The 16,681-nt window shown below is 71.5% G+C and carries 14 protein-coding genes; 1 reads left to right on the top strand and 13 read right to left on the bottom strand.

The features are described 5' to 3' along the window. Window positions 1-224: 224 nt before the first annotated feature. The 10 genes from bdeA to J2853_RS17480 all read right to left on the bottom strand — a co-directional run bounded on the left by bdeA (window position 225) and on the right by J2853_RS17480 (window position 11,336). A complete protein-coding gene (gene bdeA / locus J2853_RS17525; RefSeq protein WP_442480523.1) occupies window positions 225-1,157 on the bottom strand; it encodes a bis(hydroxyethyl) terephthalate hydrolase in 933 nt (310 codons plus the stop codon). A 296-nt stretch (window positions 1,158-1,453) separates the two neighbouring features. Further along, window positions 1,454-4,201: a helix-turn-helix transcriptional regulator gene (locus J2853_RS17520; protein WP_307559228.1), complete on the bottom strand. Its 2,748-nt coding sequence runs from the start codon at window positions 4,199-4,201 to the stop codon at window positions 1,454-1,456. A 324-nt stretch (window positions 4,202-4,525) separates the two neighbouring features. Beyond that, window positions 4,526-6,226: a phosphoenolpyruvate--protein phosphotransferase gene (gene ptsP, locus J2853_RS17515; protein ID WP_307559226.1), complete on the bottom strand. Its 1,701-nt coding sequence runs from the start codon at window positions 6,224-6,226 to the stop codon at window positions 4,526-4,528. Further along, window positions 6,219-6,503, bottom strand: coding sequence for an HPr family phosphocarrier protein (locus tag J2853_RS17510; protein ID WP_307559224.1), 285 nt, complete (start codon window positions 6,501-6,503; stop codon window positions 6,219-6,221). Before J2853_RS17510 ends, ptsP begins: the two co-directional genes overlap by 8 nt. A 124-nt stretch (window positions 6,504-6,627) precedes the next feature. After that, the gene (locus J2853_RS17505) at window positions 6,628-7,659 is read right to left on the bottom strand and encodes a zinc-dependent dehydrogenase (protein WP_307559223.1); all 1,032 of its coding nucleotides are present in this window, start codon (window positions 7,657-7,659) and stop codon (window positions 6,628-6,630) included. Beyond that, window positions 7,656-8,120 carry a PTS mannitol transporter subunit IIA gene (locus J2853_RS17500; RefSeq protein ID WP_307559221.1) on the bottom strand — a complete coding sequence of 155 codons (465 nt, stop codon included), beginning with the start codon at window positions 8,118-8,120 and terminating at the stop codon, window positions 7,656-7,658. Before J2853_RS17500 ends, J2853_RS17505 begins: the two co-directional genes overlap by 4 nt. Further along, a complete protein-coding gene (locus J2853_RS17495) occupies window positions 8,113-8,421 on the bottom strand; it encodes a PTS sugar transporter subunit IIBC family protein (protein WP_307559219.1) in 309 nt (102 codons plus the stop codon). The genes J2853_RS17500 and J2853_RS17495 overlap by 8 nt, the downstream gene beginning before the upstream one ends. Window positions 8,422-8,423: 2 nt before the next feature. Beyond that, window positions 8,424-9,575, bottom strand: a complete 1,152-nt coding sequence (gene mtlA / locus J2853_RS17490; RefSeq protein WP_307559217.1) for a mannitol-specific PTS transporter subunit IIC — start codon at window positions 9,573-9,575, stop codon at window positions 8,424-8,426. 61 nt (window positions 9,576-9,636) lie between these two features. Further along, a complete protein-coding gene (gene pfkB / locus J2853_RS17485; protein ID WP_307559216.1) occupies window positions 9,637-10,578 on the bottom strand; it encodes a 1-phosphofructokinase in 942 nt (313 codons plus the stop codon). Further along, window positions 10,575-11,336, bottom strand: a complete 762-nt coding sequence (locus J2853_RS17480; protein ID WP_307559214.1) for a DeoR/GlpR family DNA-binding transcription regulator — start codon at window positions 11,334-11,336, stop codon at window positions 10,575-10,577. The genes pfkB and J2853_RS17480 overlap by 4 nt, the downstream gene beginning before the upstream one ends. Window positions 11,337-11,646: 310 nt before the next feature. On the opposite strand from J2853_RS17480, the gene J2853_RS17475 reads away from it, so the two are divergent. Next, entirely contained in the window at window positions 11,647-14,058 is a 2,412-nt protein-coding gene (locus tag J2853_RS17475) for a GH1 family beta-glucosidase (RefSeq protein ID WP_307559212.1), read from the top strand. Window positions 14,059-14,069: 11 nt separating this feature from the next. Here J2853_RS17475 and J2853_RS17470 read toward each other — a convergent pair whose 3' ends face one another. The 3 genes from J2853_RS17470 to J2853_RS17460 form a co-directional block, all read right to left on the bottom strand. Beyond that, complete coding sequence (locus J2853_RS17470; protein ID WP_307568556.1) at window positions 14,070-14,609, bottom strand: transposase; 540 nt, start codon at window positions 14,607-14,609, stop codon at window positions 14,070-14,072. Then, a complete protein-coding gene (locus J2853_RS17465) occupies window positions 14,597-15,205 on the bottom strand; it encodes a helix-turn-helix domain-containing protein (protein WP_307554050.1) in 609 nt (202 codons plus the stop codon). Before J2853_RS17465 ends, J2853_RS17470 begins: the two co-directional genes overlap by 13 nt. Before the next feature lie 253 nt (window positions 15,206-15,458). After that, window positions 15,459-16,670: an IS701 family transposase gene (locus J2853_RS17460; RefSeq protein ID WP_307568552.1), complete on the bottom strand. Its 1,212-nt coding sequence runs from the start codon at window positions 16,668-16,670 to the stop codon at window positions 15,459-15,461. Window positions 16,671-16,681: the final 11 nt, after the last annotated feature.

Here is a 16,681-nt window from a genome sequence, read left to right as displayed (position 1 = left end):
GGAAGAAATCCATCGTCCGGCGCTGCCCTGACGGCCCGCGGACGGTGCGCCGAGGGGGCGGCGACACCTCGCCGATCCGCGTCACGGAGGTCGCCCCGCCGCCGCTCGCGACCGCGGGGCCGGCGCCCGGCACGCCGAACGGCGGCCGCGCGCCGCGGCCGCCGTTCGGGGGCAGGTCCTGCGGGCCGTCGCCTCCCGCCGTGGCGAGGCGACGACCGCGGGTCCTACGAATGGGGGCAGGTGTCCTGGTAGTCCGAGATGGTGGTGCTGTTGGGGGGCGAGGGGCACAGGAACTGCTCGTAGCGGGTGTCGTCGTCGATGAAGCGCTTCAGCCACGAGACGCTGTACTTGGCGATCGTGGTGTTGGAGGAGTTGGGCGCGAAGTGGCTGGCGCCGTTGAGCTCCAGGTAGGCCTTCTCCGACGACGCCGGGATGCTGTTGTAGAACGGCTTGGAGTGCGAGGACACCGGGGCGACCGAGTCGTTCTCGGCGCCGACGACCAGCGTCGGGACCCGCAGGCTCGACCAGCTCTTCGTGGTGTGCCACCCGGTGAGCGGGATGGCCGCCTGCAGTGACGGCCGGCTGCTCGCCGCCGACAGCGTGCCGCCGCCTCCCATCGAGTGGCCCATGACGCCGAGCCGGGCGCCGTCGACCCGGGTGCGGACCGAGCTGTCCTCGACCAGGTAGTCCAGCGCCGCCAGGAGCTGACGGCCCCGGCTGGCCGGTTGGTCGAGGGTCGAGTTGGTGTCGATGTTGATGACGACGAAGCCGTGGGAGGCGACCCGCTCGGCGAGCCAGGCCATGCTGGACCTGCTGGCGGTGTATCCGGGGGAGATGGCGATGCCCCCGAACGTTCCCTGGGCCGTGCTGGTCGGGTAGTAGATCGTCCCTCCGCCGAAGCCGCTCACGAGGAGCGAGGAGACGGTGGTGCTGGAGGTCGCGAACGCGCCCCGGGTGGCCTCGATGCTGGAGTTCGTGGGAGCCGGGCCGCGCTCGTAGGGGTTGGCGGCCAGCGGGGCGGGAGCGGGGCTGACAGCGGCCTGGGCCGCGGGGGCGACGATGCCGCTGCCACCGATCAGGGCCAACATGAGGGTCAGCTTGGCGACGGTCCTACCGCGGCGAGGCGGCCGGGAGACGATCCCGGTGTGGCCGGACATCGAGCGGTACGGGCTGCGGGGGGTGATGTTCTCTGACTGCACGTCGTTTTACTCCCTGTTCGGAGGAGAGGAACCACATCGACGGTCGTCCGTGCCGCCGGCCGGTGCGGGGGGCACGCGGTGTGGCCGGCGTTTTCTCTGACTGTCGGCAGTCGCAATTGTTGGATCACTTGGTCAGTCACGCATCGGTGAAATCACCCGTTTCCTCGTCATCTGGATCGGTGGTCACGCCTGCGGGGGAGACGCGGTCCACCGGAAAGCGGGCCGGTGCTCCGGTCTTCGGGCCGGGGAGGAGCTCAGGAGAGCAGCCGGACCAGCTCCACCCGGGAGCGGATGTCGAGCTTGGTGAAGATGTTCCTGAGGTGGTGCTCGACGGTGCGGGGGCTCAGGAAGAGCCGGGCCGCCACCTCGCGGTTGGTGGCGCCCTCGGCGACGATCCGGGCGATCTGGAACTGCTGCGCGGTCAGCTTCTCGGCGGCCCTGGGCCGGGGGGACCGGACGGCCTCGCCCGCTCCCCGGAGCTCGGTGCGCGTCTGCTCGACCCAGAGCCGCGCGCCGAACCGCTCGAACGTCTCCAGCGCGCTGTGCAGGTGCTCCCTGGCCGCGCCAGGCCGCCTGTTCCTGCGGAGCGCGCTGCCGAACAACAGCTGGGTGCGGGCCGTCTCGAACTCGGAGAACCCCTGGTGGTGCAGGTCGAGTGCGCTCCTGAAGAGGTCCTCGGCATCGTCCGGAGCGGCCAGGAGCGCGTGGCAGCGCGCCGCCAGCGCCAGCCGGTCGGGGCTGCGGGTGCTTCCCACCCAGCGGTCGAGCACCCGCAGCGCGGCCTCGGCCTGCTTGCGGCCGCCCGTCCGCACGGCGGCCTCCACAAAATGGGGGGTCGCTATGACCCGCACCACGAGATGGCCGTTGGTCCCGTTGATCCTGGCCGTCGCCCGCAGCCGCTTCGCCGCGTCGGCGTGGCGTCCGGCGGCGAGGTCGAGATGGGCCAGCGCCCAGTTGCTCAGCGCTCCCGCGATGCCCAGGTCGTGTGCGCCCGCGAGCTCGATGGCGCTTCCGGCCCTGATCCTGCACGTCTCCTCGTCGCCTTCCACGGCCGCGGTCATCGCGAGCCAGGCGAGGTGCTGAGCGGCGCTGTTGAGCTGGCCCGACTCCTGGGCCAGCCGGAGCCCCTCGATCGCGTTGGCGGTGACCGAGCCGTAGCGGCCCATCCAGACCTCGGCCTGGATGACGAAGTCCAGCACCTGCGGCAACATGGAGACGGCGCCCTGCACGCGTGCGGTCTCCACGGCCCGGGTGGACAGCCTCAGCGCCTGGGCGTCGTCGCCGAGCAGCAGGCTGGCCGCGCCCGCCCATGCCAGCACCGACGGGCTGTGCACCGAGTCGGCGAGCTCCACGACCCGGCGCAGCGGATCGGCCGCCTCCCGGTGACGGCCGCGGAAGGTCGCCGCCGTACCGGCCAGATACTCGAACATCAGCTGGGTGGCCGCGGGGTCGTCCGGGCGGCGCAGCGCGGCGGCCCGCTGGGCCGTGGCCAGGAACCGGTGGTTGTCCCCGGCCAGGTAGCTGGCCTCGCTCGCCCGGATGAGCGCGCGGACGGCCTGCCCGCGATCGTGGCCGAGCAGCCACTCGGCCGCGGCCAGCAGCTCGTCCCTGGCGCTGCCGGTCTTGCCGCTGCGCAACTCCAGGCTGCCGTGGATCAGTTCGGCCTGGCCCCGTACCTCCTCGGAGACCGTCAGGGAGTGCAGGCGGGCGAGCAGCGACCTGGCGCGCTGCGGCAGACCGGCCTGCCAGGCGCGGTTGGCGGCGGCGGCCAGGCGCGCGGCCCTGACGTCACCGTGGGCGGTGAGCTCGGCCGCCCGTTCGAAGGCCAGGAAGGGGGCGGGGTGACCGCCGTGGGAACCGGCGGCCGCGGCGGCGGCGGCGGCCAGCTCGTCGGCCAGCCGCTCACCGGAGCCGTCCAGCGCCGCGGCCCGGTGCCAGGCCCGCCGGAGCCGCTGGTGATCGTGTTCGAGGACACCGGCGAGCAGGCGGTGCGCCGCGCGCCGCCGGGCGAGGGACGCTCCGGTGTAGACCACCGGTCTCATCGCCCGCTCGCGGAAGTCGTAGCGGTCACCGGCGACGCGAACGATCACGCCCGCCCGCTCGGCCGGTTCGAGCACGGTCAGCGCGCACTCCGGTTCGGTGGCCCTGACCAGGGTGAGCATGTCCAGGTCCGGGTCGGCGGCGAGCAGCAGGAGCAGGCGCGCGGTGTCGCCGGGCAGCCGGGCCAGCCGCTGGGCGTACGCGCGCCACAGCCGCCCGCCCTGCGGCAGCGTCTCCGGCGGGGCGGCGGCGCCGGTCAGCTGCTCCGGACGCAACGAGCCGATCAGCTCGCCGACGGCGAGGGGGTTGCCGCAGGCGAGCTCCATCAGCGGCGTCCGCAGGTCCTCGGTGAGCTCCGGCGGCGCCAGGTCGTCGATCAACCGGCGGCACGCCTCGTCGGTGAGCCCTCCCAGCGGGAGCGCCGGGATGTCGTCGGGAACGACGGCGGTGTCGTCCGCGGCGAACAACAGCGTGATCGGCTCCCCGGCCAGCCGCCGGGCCGCGAAGAAGAGCGCCTCGCGGCTGGGCTCGTCGAGGTGGTGGACGTCGTCGACGCAGGCCAGCACCGGCCGGCCGACGACCCCTAAGAGGTTGAGAACCGCGGCGGGCAACGCCAGTCCGCTCCCGGCCGCCCCCAGCTCCAGCGCCTCCGCGAGCACCGCGGCCTGCGCCGGGGGCAGCGCGGGCAGCCGGTCCATGACCGGCCGGAGCAGTCCGTGCAGCCCGGCGCACGGCAGGCGCGACTCCGACTCGGTGCCGCGCGCCCTGAGGACGACGAAGTCGCCCGCGTGCTCCACCGCGAAGTCGAGCATCGCGGTCTTGCCCGTTCCCGGAGCCCCGGTGAGGAGCGTCGCGCCGCCGTATCCGGTGCGGGCGCCGTCGAGCAGTCGCAGCAGCGTGTCCTGTTCCGCGTCACGGCCGTGCAGCGCCGGTGAGCGGGTGACGGGGGAGACGGTAGACATGCATTAGTGATACGCGGACATGTCGCGGGTGAAAAGAGTAGATAACGGACCTGTCGTCGGCGGTCCCGCGGTCCCGCCCCGCCGTACAGGGGGCGGGACCGCGGACCGGTGATTTCACCGATGCGCGGCACCGTCCCCGGGGAGGAGACTGTCCTCCTCCTGCCCGTGTGGGGTTTTGGGGACACAGGTGGTCGCGGACGCTCGCCGCATCGCGGAGAGTGCCCGCGGCCGGCCCCGCGTCAGGGCGGCGCCCCCGTCGGCCGGCGGTCCCGGATCGGCGGGACGGCCGGCGAGGTGGTCGTCGGGGTGGCCGGCGGGGGTTCGTCAGCCGGGCATGACCAGCTTCCGCGCCTGCGCCGGGTCGTCGGCGCCCAGGGCCAGCCGGGCGTTCTGGCGGCACTGCGCCAGGGAGTGGGCGGCGAGGCTGTCGCGCACCGGGGCGATGCTCGGCGCGGACATCGACAGACTGCTCACCCCGAGCCCGACCAGGACGGTGGCCAGGAGAGGGTCGGCCGCCGCCTCGCCGCACACGCCGACGGGTTTGCCCGCCGCCTGACCGGCCGCGGCGCAGTCCGCGATCAGCTGGAGCAGCGCCGCCTGCCAGGGGTCGAGCAGGTCGGCGAGCTCGCCGTGCTGGCGGTCGGAGGCGAAGGTGTACTGGCTGAGGTCGTTGGTGCCGATGCTCAGGAAGTCGAGTTCGTTCAGCAGGCGCCCGGCGCGCAGGGCGGCGGCCGGGACCTCCACCATCGCCCCGACGTGCCTGATCCCCCGGGCGCGGGCCCGGCCGGCGAAGTCCGCCGCCTCGCCCGCCGTGGTCACCATGGGAGCCATGACCCACGGTTCGGCGCCGGCCGCGCGGGCCGCCTCGGCGATGGCGTCGAGCTGGGTGTCGAGCACCTCGGGCCGGATCCGGGACACCCGCAGCCCCCGGACGCCGAGGGCCGGATTGGGCTCCTCGGGCAGCCCGAGGAAGGGCAGCGGCTTGTCGGTTCCCGCGTCGAGGGTGCGGATCACGACGTGCCCGCCGGGGGCGGCCCGCAGGACCGCCTCGTAGGCGGCGACCTGCTCCTCGTAGCCCGGCGGCTCCCTGCGGTCCAGGAAGAGGAACTCCGTCCGGAAGAGCCCCACCCCCTCCGAGGCCACGTCCCCGCGGCCCTCGCCCGCCGGATCCGCGGGAGCGTCCCGGCCGGCCGGCGATCCGGTCGCCCGGAGGTCGGCCGCGGAGCCGATGTTGAGCAGCAGCTTGACCGGGTGGTCGTCGGAGGTCCGGCCCGGGCCGCGGCTCGTGCCGGAACGCCGGCGGTCGGCGACCGCCCGCCGCTGGATCTCCGTCGCGGCCTCCTCGCCGATGCCGGTCTCCACCTCGCCCCGGGCGCCGTCGACCGACACCCAGGTTCCGTCGTCGAGGCCGATCACCCCCCGGCAGGCCACCACGGCGGGCAGGGCGCGGGCGCGGGCGAGGATCGCGGTGTGGCTGGTCGGGCCGCCCTTCTCGGTGAGAAGGGCCAGGACGAGGGCGGGGTCGAGGTTCACCGTGTCGGCGGGGGCGAGGTCCTCGGCCACCAGGACGAACGGGTGCCCGGGGTCGGGGATGCCCGGCATGGGAAGGCCCAGCACCACGGCGACCGCCCGGTTGCGGATGTCGTCGAGGTCGGAGGCCCGCTCGGCGAAGTAGCCGCCGGCCTCCAGCAGCGCCCGGCGATGGTGGGCACAGGCGGCGTCGATCGCGTGCGCGGCGTCCATCCCCGCCCTGACGTTCGCCTCGACGGATTCGTACAGGCCGGGATCCCGGGCGATGAAGGACTGCGCCTCCAGGATCTCCCCGGCGGTGGAGTCGGGGGCCCTCTCCGCCCGCGCCGCCAGTTCGGCGGCCGTCGCCTCCAGGGCGCGCAGCGCCTCGCTCAGCTCCCGGTCCGCCTCGACGGCCCGCGCGGGAGCCGGCAGCGGCGGCGGCCCGGCCATCCGGTAGACCCGCCCGGCGGCGCGGCCCGGACTGACGCCCAGGCCGCGTAGCGTCTCAGCCATCGAGGGCTTCCTCGGCGTCGAGGTCGCGTGAGAGCAGCTCGGCGAGGGAGGCCAGCGCCTCGTCGGCACCCGGCCCCTCCGCGTCGAGGGTGACCTCGGTGCCCCGCACGGCGCCCAGCGCCAGTACGGCGAGCATGCTGTTGGCCGGCACGGACTTGCCGTCCCCGACGCGGATGCGGACCGGGACCCCCTGCTTGGCCGCGGCCTGAACGAAGATCTTCGCGGGCCGGGCGTGGAGGCCCGAGCTTGAGGCGATGACCACTGTCCTCTCCGGCATCTCCGGTTCTCCTTCTGCGAGTTCTGGCGAGAATGACGATGTGTTTGGAGTCGCGGGGTTCCCGCCGGTCCCGCGACCGGTGGGAACCTCAGGAGGCGCCCCGCGAGCGGGCTCGGGGTTCGGCTCAGGGCTCGACGGTGACCTTGATGGCCTCGCCCCTGCTGACGATGTCGAGCCCGTGCAGAACCTCGGGGAGCGGGATCCGGTGGGTGATCAGGTCGGAGACCGGGACCGCGCCGTCGGCGATGAGCCGCAGGGCCCGGGCGTTGTGCGCCGGGCTCGACCCGTTGGCGCCGACGATGGTCAGCTCCCGGTAGTGGACCAGGTTGGAGTCGCAGTTGATGATCGGGTTGTCCTTGGGCAGGCCGCCGAAGAAGCTGATCCGCCCCTGGCGGGCCGCCATCCGCAGTGCCTGCTCCTGGGCGGCGCCGGAGGCGGCGGCCGTGATGACGACGTCGGCGCCCCTGCCCTCGGTCAGCTTGAGGATCTGCTCGACGACGTCCTCACCGTGCACGGTGGCGTCCGGCTTGACCAGTCCGGCGGCCATCTCCAGCCGCTCGGCGTTGATGTCGACCAGGAAGACGCGGGCCGCGCCCCGTGAGCGCGCCAGCCGTACGTGAAGGCAGCCGATCGGGCCCGAGCCCATGATCACCACGTCGTCGCCCTCGCTGACGTGCGCCAGTTCCTGGCCGTTGAGCACGCACGCGAGCGGCTCGGCGACCGAGGCCTCGGCGAAGCCGACCCCGTCGGGGATGCGGTTGAGGCCGTCCACCGCCAGGACCTTGGCCGGGACGACCATGTACTCGGCGAAACCGCCGTCGTAGTGGTATCCCATCGACTCCTGGTTCGGGCAGACGGTCATCCGGCCCCGCCGGCACTCGGCGCAGGCGCCGCAGGGGATCGCCGCGATCACCTGCACCCGGTCACCCGGCGCCCATCCGTCGGCCTCGACGGCCTCGACCACCTCGCCGGCGATCTCGTGTCCCATGACACGGGGCGGCCTGATGTGGTGGTGGCCGTGCTTGAGGATCTTGACGTCGGTGCCGCAGGTCGAGCAGTTGCGCACGCGGATCTTGACTTCTCCCGGCCCGGCGACGGGCTCGGCCGCCTCCTCGACGCGGATGTCGCCGGGGGCGTGGAAACGGGCCACCTTCACTGTGATTCGTCCTCTTCGGTTTCGTTGGATTGCAGGAGCCGGACCACCTCGGCGACCTCTGTCGCCTCGCGAAGGGCCTGTGCCTGGTCGGGTTCCATGAGAATTTCGGCGAGCTGGGCGAGCAGCGCCACGTGGCCGTTGCCCCGGGCGGCGATGCCGATGCACACCGTCACCCGGTCGCCGTCCCAGTCGACGCCCGCGGGGAAGCGGACGACGCTGATGGCGTCGTGCCGCACCGCGTCCTTGGCGGCCAGGGTGCCGTGCGGGATGGCGACGCCCTCGCCCACGTAGGTCGAGATCGAACGCTCGCGTTCGAGCATGGTGGCGATGTAGGACTCCTCCACCGCGCCGACGGTGAGCAGGGCCTCGCCGCACTGCCGGATCGCGTCGTCACGACCGGTGGCCGAGGCGTTCAGCAGGATGGCCCGCGGGTCGAGGGGGAGGGGGGCCGTCTCAGGCATCGACGGTCCCGCCGTTTTTGATCGTGTTGACCAGCTTGGTCACCGCCGGGTCCCCGATGAAGAGCTGGAAGGAGATCAGCACCTTGTCCGGGGCGGTCGCCTTCGCGCGGGCGGCCAGTCCGGCGTGGCAGACCACCACGTCGGCGTCGGCGGGGATCGAGTTGACCGGGGTGTGCTCCACCTGGATCTGCTGGCCCTTGAGCTGCTTGCGGAGCTGGCCGGCGAGCATCACGCTGCTGCCCATGCCCGCGTCGCAGGCCACGATGATCTTGCGGATGTCCTTGCTGTCGATGCTGGCCATGATCAGGCCTCCTTGGCGACGGATGAGGTTTCCGGTTCGACGGTGTTCTCGCGGGAGTCACGGGAGTCACGGGAGTCGCCGTCCTCGCCGGTCTCCGCGGCTTCGGCCTTTTCGCCCCGGCCGAAGCCCAGAAGCGCGGAGGCGACGAGGAAGGAGGCGGCCGTGGCGGCGAGGATGCCGGCGATGACGCCGAACCAGCCGCCCCTGGGAGTCACCGCGAGGTAGGCGAAGATGCTGCCGGGCGACGGCGTGGCCACCAGTCCGGCGCCGGTCGCGATGAAGACGAGGATACCCGCGGCACCGCCGGCGATCACGGCGAGGATCAGCCGGGGCTTCATGAGCACGTACGGGAAGTAGATCTCGTGGATGCCGCCGAGGAAGTGGATGATGATCGCGGCGGGGGTGCTGGGCCGCAGCGCGCGGGGGCCGAAGAACATGAAGGCCAGGAGCAGGCCCAGGCCGGGGCCGGGGTTCGACTCCAGCATGAACAGGATCGACTTGCCGTGCTCCACGGCCTCGGCCACGCCGAGCGGCCCGAGCACGCCGTGGTTGATGGCGTTGTTGAGGAACAGCACCTTGGCGGGCTCGATCAGGACCGAGGCCAGCGGCAGCAGGTTGTGGCCCACCAGCCAGGCGACCACGTCGCCGGCCCATTCGGTGACCACCTCGACCAGCGGGCCGATGGCCTTGAGCCCCAGCAGTGCCATGCCGCCGCCGATGATGCCGGCGGTGAAGTTGTCCACCAGCATCTCGAAGCCGGCCTTGGTCCGGTCCTGGATGAAGCCGTCGACCAGCTTGAGGAGGTAGGCCGCGAGCGGCCCGATGATCATCGCGCCGAGGAACATCGGGATGTCCGCTCCGACGACGACGCCCATGGTGGCCACGGCGCCGACCACGGCGCCGCGCTGGCCGTGGACCATGCGCCCGCCGGTGTAGCCGATCAGGATGGGCAGCAGCGTTTTGATGATGGGGTCGACCAGCTTGGCGAAGTCCTCGTTCGGCAGCCAGCCGGTGGGGATGAAGAGAGCGGTGATCAGTCCCCAGGCGATGAACGCGCCGATGTTGGGCATGATCATTCCGGCGAGGTGGCCGCCGAACCGCTGGATGGTCGCTCGTACCCCGGTTCCTTGGACTGTGGGGGTGTATTCGGTCATGGATGCTGCTCCTTCCGGGGTGGCCGGCGTGTCGCCGGCCTGGGTGATGAAAGCGCCACTGTCAGCCCCCGGACCGCAGCGACAAGGTTGGATCGGCTCTGGTCACGCGCACGTGGTCGCGCCGGATGTCACCCGGCGACGGCATCCGGCTGCCGGGCAGGCCCACCGCCGCGGTGGCCCAGGCCAGCGCCTCGACCAGCGCGGCCTCACCCCGGGCCCCGGCGGCGAGGAATCCGGCGAGCATGGCGTCGCCGGCGCCCACGGTGCTGCGGGGCTCGGCCACCGGGCCCTCGCCGTACCAGATCTGGTCGTCCTGGAGCAGGACGGCGCCGTCGGCGCCGAGACTGGCCAGGACGGTGTTCGCGCCCCGCGCCCGCAGGATCTCCGCGGCCTCGATCGCGTCGCCCAGCGACACGATGGTCATGCCCGTCGCCTCGCTGAGCTCCTCCCTGTTCGGCTTGACCAGGGCGGGGCTCTCGGCCACGGCGTAGAGCAGGGCGGGACCGCTGGTGTCGATCGCGACGTTGATCCCCGCGCCGCTGAAGCGGCGGCACAGGTCGGCGTAGACGTCTGACGGGACCTCGGGAGGGAGACTGCCCGAGGCGACCACCCAGTCCGCCGAGGTCGCGGCACCGAGGACGGCCTCGGCGACGGTGTCGAGCTCCTTCGCCGACAGGGCGGTGCCGGGCTCGTTGATTTTGGTGACGGTGCCGTCGGGCTCGGCCAGGGCGACGTTGGACCGGGTGGGCCCGGCGACCGGGACCGTGATCATGTCGATGCCCTCGGCTGCGAGCAGGCTCACCAGCCGCCGCCCCTCGTCGCCGCCGAAGGGGACGACCGCGCACGATCGGACCTGGTTGGCCAGCAGCGCGCGGGAGACGTTCACGCCCTTGCCGCCCGGGTCGAGGTGGGCGGCCGCGGCGCGGATGACCGCGCCGCGGGTCAGCGATCCGATCTCTATCGTGCGGTCCAGGCTGGGGTTGAGGGTCAGCGTGACGATCATGCGCGCACCGTCTCGGGTCCCGCCATGGCGATCTCGGTCGCGAGCGCGAGGTCGAGCCCCGTATCGGTGATCACCACGTCGATCTCCGGCAACGTGGCGAAGCGCGCCAGATAGGTGTTGGTGAACTTCGTGTGGTCGGCGAGCAGCACGCTGCGCTCCGCCGCGCCGATCATCGCCCGTTTGATCGCGGCCTCGGCCGGATCCGGCGTCGTCAGCCCCTTGTCCACCGAGCACCCGTTGGCGGCCATGAAGGCGACGTCGACGTGCAGGTCGGCGAGGGGCCTCAGGGCCCAGTCGTCGACCGTGGCCAGGGTCCGCCCGCGCACCCGGCCGCCCAGCATGATCACGGTCAGGTTGGCGCGCGTGGCCAGCAGGGTCGCCAGGGGTGGGGAGTTCACGATGACGGTCAGCTCCCGGTCGATCGGCAGCGCCTGGGCCAGCCGGCCGGTCGTCGACCCGGCGTCGATGATGATCGCGCCGTCCTCCGGGAGCTCGGCGAGCGCCGCCTTGGCGATGCGCTCCTTCTCCGCCGTCAGCACCTCGTCGCGGGTGGCCAGCTCCGGCTCGAACCCCAGCCGCTCGACCGGGATCGCCCCGCCGTGCACGCGACGCAACACTCCCAGGCGCTCCAGCGCGGTCAGGTCGCGGCGGATCGTCTCGGTGGTGACCTCGAACTCTCCCGCCAGCGTCGGCACATCCACCCGTCCGACGGACCGTGCGCGACGCAGGATCTCCTGTTGCCGCTCCTCGGCGTACATGCTGTTGATTCACCGCCGTTTCAGTGTTGTTTCACCTTTATTTACACCCGTATGTGTTGGAGCGTCAACGGTCCGGCCCCCATCTGTTCGGTCACGGAACAACCCGGTATCCGGCTGTGACCTGGAACGGTTTCGGGCGGGGCGAACCGGCCGCGGGCAGGAAGGGATACGCAGATCACCCTTTATCCCCTCGACGCCGGGCCGACGGCTGCTCGATGATGAGGTGTTCATCGATCGGCACGGTGGTGACGGCTGCGGCCGCCTCCCGGCGTTGCGCGACACCACAAGAACGGACGGGGGCTGTCAAGGGATGACTGCGACCACCATCGCCACCCAGGGTCAGACGCTGACCTTTCCCAGCGGCTTCGTCTGGGGGGCCGCCACCGCCGCCTACCAGATCGAAGGATCAGTGCGGGAGGACGGCCGCGGCCCGTCGATCTGGGACACCTTCTCCCACGCGCCGGGCATGGTCGCCGACGGCCACACCGGAGACACGGCCTCCGACCACTACCGCCGTTACCGGGACGACGTCCGCCTGATGGGCGAGCTCGGCCTGCGGGCCTACCGGTTCTCGGTGGCGTGGCCGCGGATCCAGCCGAGCGGCTCGGGCCCCGTCAACGCGGCCGGCCTGGACTTCTACGAGCGGCTCGTGGACGAGCTGCTCGCGGCCGACATCTCGCCGTACGTGACCCTCTACCACTGGGATCTTCCCCAGGTGCTGGAGGACCTCGGCGGCTGGACCAACCGGGACACCGCCTACCGGTTCGCCGACTACGCGCACGCCGTGCACGACCGGCTCGGCGACCGCGTCGGCACGTGGATGACCGTCAACGAACCCTGGGTGTCGGCCTTCCTCGGATACGGCATCGGCGTGCACGCACCGGGCCGCACCTCGCAGGCGGACGCCTTCCGGGCCGCCCACCACCTCCTCCTCGCACACGGGCTGGGCGCCCGGACGCTGCGCGAGGCGGGCGCCCGGGAGATCGCCCTCACGCTGAACCTCGCCCCCGTGGTGACCCCCGGCCAGCTGAACGACCCGGACCTCGTGCTGTCCGCCGAGGACGCCGAGGCGGTGAACCGGGTCGACTGCCTGCTCAACCGGCAACTCCTCGACCCGGCCCTGCGCGGGGAGTACCCGGCCCCGCTACTGGAGATCGTGGACCGCATCGCCGGCCTGGGGCACATCCACGACGGCGACCTCGCAACCGTCAACCAGCCGATCGACCTGCTCGGGATCAACTACTACACCCCCTGCGTCGTGCAGTCCGGGCCGGGCGAGCCGGCCAACCCGGTCTACCCCGGGACCGAGGACATCCTGTTCAGCGGCGCCTACGCCCCGACGACCGCCATGGGCTGGCCGATCGTCCCGACGGGTCTCTCCCAGCTGCTCGTACGGCTCACGCGGGACTACCCCGAGGTCGGCCTGCTCGTCACCGAGAACGGAGCCGCCTTCGACGACGTGGTGACGGGCGAGCGCGTGCACGACGCCGACAGGACCGCCTTCCTCGAAGGCCACCTGCGGGCCGCGCACGCCGCCATCGAAGCCGGAACGGATCTCCGCGGATACCTCGTCTGGTCGTTGCTGGACAACTTCGAGTGGGCGGAGGGCTACCACCGGCGTTTCGGGATCGTGCACGTCGACTACGACACCCAGCGGCGGCTGCCCAAGGACAGCGCGCTGTGGTACCGCGACGTGATCGAGCGGAACGGCCTGCGAACGGAGCGCGCCAAGCGCCCCACCCTTGAGGCCGTCGCCGCCCGGGCCGGGGTGTCGAGGTCGACCGTCTCCCGGGTGATCAACGGAGAGGGCACGGTCAGCGCGGAGTTCCGTGAGATCGTCATGCACGCCGTCAACGAGCTCGGCTACGTCCCCAACTCGGCGGCCCGCAGCCTGGTGACCCAGCGCACCGACTCGATCGCGTTGATCGTCTCGGAGTCCGACGACGGGGCGTACGGTGACGACCCGCTGTTCTCGACGATGGTCCGGGCCGTCGGCCGCGAGCTGGAGGAGGCGGGCAAGCACGTCACGCTCATGCTCACGGGTTCGGCGAAGAGCCGGCTCCGGGTGGAGCAGCACGTCGCCGCCGGGCACGTGGACGGGGTCGTCCTCGTCTCGGCACACGGCGCCGACCCGCTGCCGGGCGCGCTGGCCCGGACGGGCGTCCCGGTCGTGTCGCTGGGCAGGTCCTCGGTTTCGGCGGCCCTGCCGTACGCCGACGTCGACAACGTGGGCGGGGCCACGGCGGCGGTCACGCATCTGCTCCAGCGGGGGCGGCGGAGGATCGCCACGATCTGCGGGCCCGTGGACATGGTCTCCGCGCAGGATCGGCTCACCGGGTACCGGGAGGCCCTGCGCGGCACCGGGAACCGCTCGATCGTCGCCATCGGCGATCTCAGCCGGTCGTCGGGCGCGGACGCGATGCGCCTGCTGCTGCGGGACGACCCGGCCCTGGACGCGGTCTTCGTGGCGGGAGACCTGATGGCGATCGGCGCCCTGCACGCACTGCACGAGGCCGGGCGGCGCGTGCCGGAGGACGTCGCGGTCGTGGGATTCGACGACATCGAAGCCGCCTCCTACACCATGCCCCCGCTCACCACCGTGCGCACCCTCAGGGCGGGTCAGGCCGCGGCGGCGGTGCGCCTGCTCCTGCGCCAGATCGACGGCGGCCCCGCGTCGTCGACGATCCTCCCCACGGAACTGGTCATCCGGAAGTCCACCTAGTGCAACGTTCCTCAAATGCTGTAGGTGAACTGACGGCGTAGGTGCCTGGGAGCTGGTGGTGGCCGTCCCCAGACCCAAGGTTTAGCCCGCTGGTTGAGCTGGGCGGTGGCGATGCGAGTGGCGTGGTCGATGTCCCTGCCGTCAGCGAAGGACACTCCGGCCAGCGCGTGGTGACGGAAGATCCGCCACCACGCCTCCTGCAGGTTGAGCCAGCAGGCGCCGACCGGGATGAACGCGTGCCGGATCCGCGGGTGATCGGCCAGCCAGGTCCGGGTGGCCAGACTGTCATGGCTGGAGAGGTTGTCGGCGATGACCCAGATATCGTTCTCGCCGGGATTGGCCTCCTCGACCTGCTGGAGAAACCGCTGGTAGAAGAAGCTGTTGCGAGACGAGGCGGTCATCGTGACCGCAGTACCGTCGGCAACACGAAGCGCGCCGTATACCCAGGTCTTGTCAGGGCCGCGAAAGTACTCCAGCGACGCTTTGATCCGGTGGCCGTCGGGTGACCAGGCGGGCGCGGGCGGGAACGTGCGCGGGGTTACCGGCCCCAGTTCGTCGGCGCAGACGACGACCGCGCCGGGCGGCGGGTCGGTGTACAGGCCGACGACCTGTGTTCTTTTGCGGCGAAGTCCGGGTCCTTGCTCATGGTCCAGGATCGGGTGCGGCGCCATCTCACCCCTTCCTTCAGCAGGATCCGGCGCACCTGGGAGCGGGCAATGTTGATGCCCTGCTCACGGGCGGCGGCGGTCAGGGCATCCAGGGTCCACACCGCTGGCCCCTCCTCATCGTCAGCCTCCAACTCCCCCCAGGGCCGCCAGCGCAACCGCCCCGGCGGCGTCGTCTTGACCAGCGCGATGATCCGCGATCGCTCGGCCTGAGTGATCCGCGGTCTACGGCCGGGCCCGGGCCGATCACCGAGCCCGTCGATGCCTTCGGCGTTGAACCGGCGCACCCGGCGGCGCACCGTCTCCGGGTGACAGCCCAGCCGGGCGGCGATCGCCGGGCCGCGCATCCCCTCCCAGCTCAACACGACGATCTGAGCACGTTGAATCCAGTCGGCAGGGGCATGTCGGGCACCGGCGAGCCTGCGGATCTGACGCTCTTCCTCGCCATCACGCGGTGTCCGGGCGTGCAGCAGTTTCGGCATGACAGCATCACCTCCCCACCATCCACGATGCCCCTGGTCAGGACCGCTGACCAGAGGCAAACGCAACATGCAATGAGGAACGTTGCACTAGTACTACAGTCATGTTTCGTGATCTATAACTGGATCTTGTTGTGGCGGAGCCAGCGTTTCCAATAGTGGCTGCTGCGGGCGCGGGCTTGGTGGGCGCGTCGGTTGTGCGACCAGGTGAGAGCCCGTTGAAGGATCTGATCGATCGGGTGGATGGCGGCGCTGGTCAGGTGTGCCAGGAGACGACGGATCTCGGCTGGGGTGAGGGGGACCAGGCCGCGCGTGCTTTTGGGGCGTTGGCAGCGGTGACGGCGAGGTAGGCGTGGGCGAGCATGGCCAAGGTGATGTGGCGGTGCCAGCCGTCGTAGCGGCGGACCTGGTACTGGTCCAGGCCGACTTCGTTCTTGGCCGATTGGAAGCATTCCTCGATCGCCCAGCGGGCGCCGGCGATGCGAATGAGCTGGTCCAGGGTGGTGTCTGTGGGTCCGAAGCACAGATAGAAGGCCAGTTCCAGCTCGCCCCGGTCATTGGGCGTAAGGCTGCGGCGCACCAGCAGCCACCGCTGGAAGCCGCCGGGTCCGCCGAGGTGATCCTCCGAGTGGGGCGGCAGGGTCGCCATCGCCCAGTCATACAACCTCAGTCCCTTGGTCCCCTCGCCCGCCGACAGGCGTTTCCACGCCTGCTCAGGCGCATCTGCGGTCACCGCATCAGCTCGTGAGCCGGTGTTGCCGTAACCGATGCCAGCGCCGACCGACTGACTTTTGGGTACGGCGACCACATACCCGACCTTGCGTTTCTCCAGGTAGAGACGGAACTTGTGATCCTGGCCGTACGCCTCGTCCGCGGTCACCCAGGAAGCGGGTACTCCGCCTTCCAGGGCCCGGCCCAGCATCGCTGCCGCCAGCGCCGGCTTGGTGGCGAACCCCACCTCCTTCGGGACGCCGGCCTGCTCGCAGCGATCCCGGTCGCTCAGCCAGGACTTCGGCATATACAGCTCGGCATCCATCAACGCCCGCCCTCGTGGCGTCGCGTACGCGAGAAACACCCCGAGTTGGCAGTTCTCCACCCGGCCCGCTGTCCCTGAATACTGCCGCTGAACCCCGGCCGATCGGGTGCCCTTCTTGACGAACCCGGTCTCATCCACGATCAGCACGCCGCCCGGATCCCCAAGCTGCTCGATCACATAATCACGCAGGTCAATGCGGACATCTCGAGGATCCCACCGCACGTTGTTCAGCAATCGCTGCATCCGATGAGGGTGGGAATCACCTGCGGCCTCCGCCAGTTGCCAGCCGTTCTTACGCTCCACCGGCGCCAGTAGCCCGACGAGATATGCCCGCGCCTGCCGACGCGGCTCTACCCGACCGAACCGACTCGCGACCCGCGCGAACAATCCATCCAGCCCTGCTGCCCAAGACTGCAGATCCTCAGACGTCACTACATCCGACA

The sequence above is a fragment of the Streptosporangium lutulentum genome (genome assembly GCF_030811455.1).
Classification (GTDB): domain Bacteria; phylum Actinomycetota; class Actinomycetes; order Streptosporangiales; family Streptosporangiaceae; genus Streptosporangium; species Streptosporangium lutulentum.
The sequence above is the reverse complement of the archived record's forward strand: the minus strand, read 5'-3'. Positions and strand labels throughout refer to the sequence as shown.

Bases quoted from the DNA above. Each gene is read 5' to 3' on its own strand.
- bdeA (WP_442480523.1), bottom strand. From the start codon at position 1,157: ATGTCCGGCCACACCGGGATCGTCTCCCGGCCGCCTCGCCGCGGTAGG.
- J2853_RS17520 (WP_307559228.1), bottom strand. From the start codon at position 4,201: ATGTCTACCGTCTCCCCCGTCACCCGCTCACCGGCGCTGCACGGCCGT.
- ptsP (WP_307559226.1), bottom strand. From the start codon at position 6,226: ATGGCTGAGACGCTACGCGGCCTGGGCGTCAGTCCGGGCCGCGCCGCC.
- J2853_RS17510 (WP_307559224.1), bottom strand. From the start codon at position 6,503: ATGCCGGAGAGGACAGTGGTCATCGCCTCAAGCTCGGGCCTCCACGCC.
- J2853_RS17500 (WP_307559221.1), bottom strand. From the start codon at position 8,120: ATGCCTGAGACGGCCCCCCTCCCCCTCGACCCGCGGGCCATCCTGCTG.
- J2853_RS17495 (WP_307559219.1), bottom strand. From the start codon at position 8,421: ATGGCCAGCATCGACAGCAAGGACATCCGCAAGATCATCGTGGCCTGC.
- mtlA (WP_307559217.1), bottom strand. From the start codon at position 9,575: ATGACCGAATACACCCCCACAGTCCAAGGAACCGGGGTACGAGCGACC.
- pfkB (WP_307559216.1), bottom strand. From the start codon at position 10,578: ATGATCGTCACGCTGACCCTCAACCCCAGCCTGGACCGCACGATAGAG.
- J2853_RS17480 (WP_307559214.1), bottom strand. From the start codon at position 11,336: ATGTACGCCGAGGAGCGGCAACAGGAGATCCTGCGTCGCGCACGGTCC.
- J2853_RS17475 (WP_307559212.1), top strand. From the start codon at position 11,647: ATGACTGCGACCACCATCGCCACCCAGGGTCAGACGCTGACCTTTCCC.
- J2853_RS17465 (WP_307554050.1), bottom strand. From the start codon at position 15,205: ATGCCGAAACTGCTGCACGCCCGGACACCGCGTGATGGCGAGGAAGAG.